Source organism: Pseudomonas sp., from assembly GCF_026224925.1.
GTDB lineage: Bacteria > Pseudomonadota > Gammaproteobacteria > Pseudomonadales > Pseudomonadaceae > Aquipseudomonas.
Genome location: NZ_JAMFRV010000524.1, coordinates 1 through 3,550 on the forward strand (window position 1 = coordinate 1; position 3,550 = coordinate 3,550).

Below are 3,550 nucleotides of genomic sequence, written 5' to 3' on the forward strand. Positions count from 1 at the left end.
AATACCCAAGACACGCAATGTCGCCGACAAACCAATAGGCATGGAGAGGTTTGAGGTAGACACAGTTTCGTGTGTATCAGACAACAATTTACGAAACTGTATGAGCGCTGGCCGTGAGGTAGCGGGTGATGGCTTCGACGCCGCGATTAAGGTGACGCTCAAGTATGTCGACGGCTTTATCGACGGCCTTCTCAGAGGCTGCGTTAAGGAGCGCCCAGTGATCGTCTTGTGCAAGCTTTCCCAAGCCCATGGCCGAAAGGTTGAAGCGCAGGAACCGCTCTTCTTCGTTCAAGCCATCTTCAACCAGGCGTAACAGTCTTCGGTTGGGAGCCTTGCTATAAAGCGCCATATGGAACAGACGATTTAATCTACCCATCTGACTGTAATCAGTTTCGATTTCAAGCATCTTGATATAGGCGCCGGCAACGGCAATGTCCTGCTCGTCCAGAAGCGGGATCGACAACCGCAACGCCTCTGACTCCAGCAGTAAACGTAAGCTATACGCATCAACCGCATCCTCACTCACCAACGGCGCAACCACGGCACCTTTATGTGGCTCGACACGTAACAGTGACTGCGCTTCCAGTTGACGTAGAGCCTCGCGAACCGGCATGCGGCTGACGCCGAACAGTGTTGCCAGTTCTTGCTGGCGTAATGCGGTGCCACTGGGGATACGCCCGTCGAGTATGGCGTTACGCAGCTTTTCCTCGATCACCGCCCTAGCAAGGTGTGAGGGCAGTTGCTCCTTTCCCAAGATAGAACTCAAATAGCTTTCGTTATCGGTTTCTTGCATACCTATGCTCCTACAGCTACGGGGGCAATGTATCCAATCCACACCAAATAGTGTCAGGATGCTTGGCGATCCTTGTAAAAATAGCCGGTAGTCTTTGAACCACTTGGTTTAATTGATTTCTTCGGATGAAGACCGAAGCTAAAAACCAACTTATTGCCTGCCAGCATGGCGGTATCTGTGTGAATGCAACATCTTACCGCGCATTTTCAAACGCAACAGACACACCAGATATTTGGTGAGTGTGATTGCAGGATGCCATTGTTTTTTCCGGATTGAACCCGCACCATCGACCGGTTCTCGGATGACCGAACGGACTAATTCAGTGGCGGTACGTTTTGCTTTTAATCGGTCGCAGCGAACCCGTTATTTAGGGTATTGGCTTTGCTTCGTGTTGCTACTGACCGGCGTCATGCTGACAGGCAGCCTGAATGCCGATTGGGACTTTTCCGTCATCAGCCGCAAGGCAGAGGCCCTTTATGGTCCTTTGGGCGAGGGGCGCGTTCGGATAGATGCCTGGCAACGATTGTTATCAACCGAGAAGCAGGTCAGCGAGAAAGAAAAGCTCGAAGTGGTCAATCAGTTCTTCAATCACCAGATGCGCTATGTAGAAGACATTGATAACTGGCACGTGGAGGATTATTGGGCGACGCCTATCGAATCGCTTTGGAAAGGTGCCGGCGATTGTGAGGATTATGCAATCGCCAAGTACTTCAGCCTTCGGCGCCTAGGGGTACCGAACGACAAACTGTTGATCACCTATGTCAAAGCTTTGCGCCTCAACCGTGCACACATGGTACTGACTTACTACTCAAGCCCGAACGCTGAACCGTTGGTACTTGACAGCCTTATCAATGAAATCAAACCGGCCAGCCAACGAACGGACCTGTTACCGGTCTATGCCTTCAACGGCGAAGGGTTGTGGTTGCCGGGTGCGACAGGCAATAAACGAGTGGGTGATACGAAACGACTGTCACGCTGGCAGGATGTGTTGAAAAAGATGCAGGCCGAAGGCTTCCCGGCCGAGCCTGATCTCTAGGAGTTTTGATGTCTCTGTTTAAACAGTTATTGCTCGCAATCTGTCTGTTCCTGGTGGTCGCCTTCAGCGGCAGCTTTATGGTCAGCGTGGAGAGCTCGCGCGCGCAATACGTCAATCAGTTGCGCTCACACGCGCAAGACGCGGCGACTTCGTTGGCACTGTCGCTGACACCAAATATTGACGACCCAACGATGGTCGAATTGATGGTCAGCTCAATCTTCGACAGTGGCTATTATTCAAGCATTCGGGTTATCGACATCACCACCAACAAAGTCATCGCCGAGCGTTCAGGTACTCCCGATAGCGGAAGTGTTCCGGGTTGGTTCGTTAAACTGATCGGCCTCGACGCGGCCGGAGGCGATGCGATTGTCAGCCGCGGCTGGCAGCAGGCGGCGCGTGTTGAAGTGGTCAGCCACCCTATGTTTGCACTGGCGAAATTGTGGGACAGCGCGCTCGGCAGCCTGGGCTGGTTAGTAGTGTGTGGTCTGGTAAGCGCGGTTCTTGGCGCCTTGTTACTGCGCCGGCAGTTAAAGCCCCTGGATTACATGGTCGCGCAATCTCACGCCATCGCCCGACGCGAATTTCTTAGTTTGCCTGAGCTACCCAGTACGCCTGAGTTGCGGCGGGTCGTTCAGGCCATGAACCAGATGGTCGAAAAGCTCAAAGCACTGTTTCAGGAAAGTACTGAACGCAGTGAAAAACTACGCATCGAGTCTTATCAGGACAGCCTCACCGGCCTGGCCAACCGTCGTTATTTTGAAATGCAGCTCAATGCTCGGGTCAGTAACCAAGAAGAAGCCAGTTCGGGTTACCTACTGTTGGTGCGAGTGAAGGATCTGGCAGGATTGAACCAGCGTCTAGGCGGCAAACGTACAGATCAACTGCTCCAGGCGGTAACCGAACAATTGGTTCGCCAATGCGCGCGCTATCCGGAAACCAACAACTTGATCACCCGCAGCCGAGGGGGAGAGTTTGCCGTATTGGCCCCTGGCCTGATGCGTGCCGAAGCATTATTGCTGGCGCAAAATCTTGAAAGCTCGCTGCTCAGCCTGCAGGCCACTGGGGCGTCGGATGTCACCCCGGTGGCTCACATCGGACTGGCTCCGTACAACCCGGGTGATTCGCCGCAAACGTTGTTGGGTCTTGCCGATCAAGCATTGTCCCAAGCGGAAATCGAGGGTGAGCGCAGCTGGAGCTGTATTGAACACAGTGCAGCCGTCACCTTGGGTGATGACCAGCACACTTGGAACAAGCTGCTTGATGAGGCGCTGACCCAGCGACGTTTTCAGTTGTTCTTTCAGCCCGTGGTGGATAGCCGTAACCCAGCGCACGTGCTGCATTACAAGGTACTGTCACGTTTGTTGGATGACCAAGGGCAAACCATCCCTGCTGGTCGATTCCTGCCGTGGCTGGAGCGCTTTGGTTGGTCGACACGGCTCGACCAACTCATGCTTGAACTGGTTCTGCAGCAAATGACGCTGCATAACCAATCACTGGCGTTGAATCTTTCTGCAGCCACTTTGGCCGACGCGGTAGTACTGAACCATATCTTTGAAACGCTGAAGCATTATTCGCGGTTCGGCAACCGGCTCACGCTGGAAATAGGTGAAGAGCAACTGCCCGAGCAGGCAGTACTTGAGCAACTTACCCGCCGCCTGCGCGAGCTTGGGTTTTCACTGGCAGTGCAGCACTTCGGTGGCCGTTTCAGCATGATCGGCAAC

At 53.6% G+C, this 3,550-nt stretch carries 3 protein-coding genes; 2 read left to right on the top strand and 1 reads right to left on the bottom strand.

All coding sequences use genetic code 11. The features are described from left to right. Positions 1–88 precede the first annotated feature (88 nt). On the bottom strand, positions 89–793 hold the full coding sequence (locus M0974_RS22125) for a GntR family transcriptional regulator (RefSeq protein WP_297841752.1): 705 nt from the start codon (positions 791–793) through the stop codon (positions 89–91). Positions 794–1,115: 322 nt separating this feature from the next. Here M0974_RS22125 and lapG point away from each other — a divergent pair, with 322 nt between their 5' ends. Together lapG and M0974_RS22135 are read left to right on the top strand one after the other, a co-directional pair. Further along, the gene (gene lapG, locus M0974_RS22130; RefSeq protein ID WP_297841757.1) at positions 1,116–1,829 is read left to right on the top strand and encodes a cysteine protease LapG; all 714 of its coding nucleotides are present in this window, start codon (positions 1,116–1,118) and stop codon (positions 1,827–1,829) included. A gap of 8 nt (positions 1,830–1,837) precedes the next feature. Next, on the top strand, positions 1,838–3,550 hold a 1,713-nt coding region (locus M0974_RS22135; protein WP_297841754.1), incomplete at its 3' end, for a LapD/MoxY N-terminal periplasmic domain-containing protein.

Coding starts and splice junctions, on each gene's coding strand:
- M0974_RS22125 (WP_297841752.1), bottom strand. CDS start 793: ATGCAAGAAACCGATAACGAAAGCTATTTGAGTTCTATCTTGGGAAAG.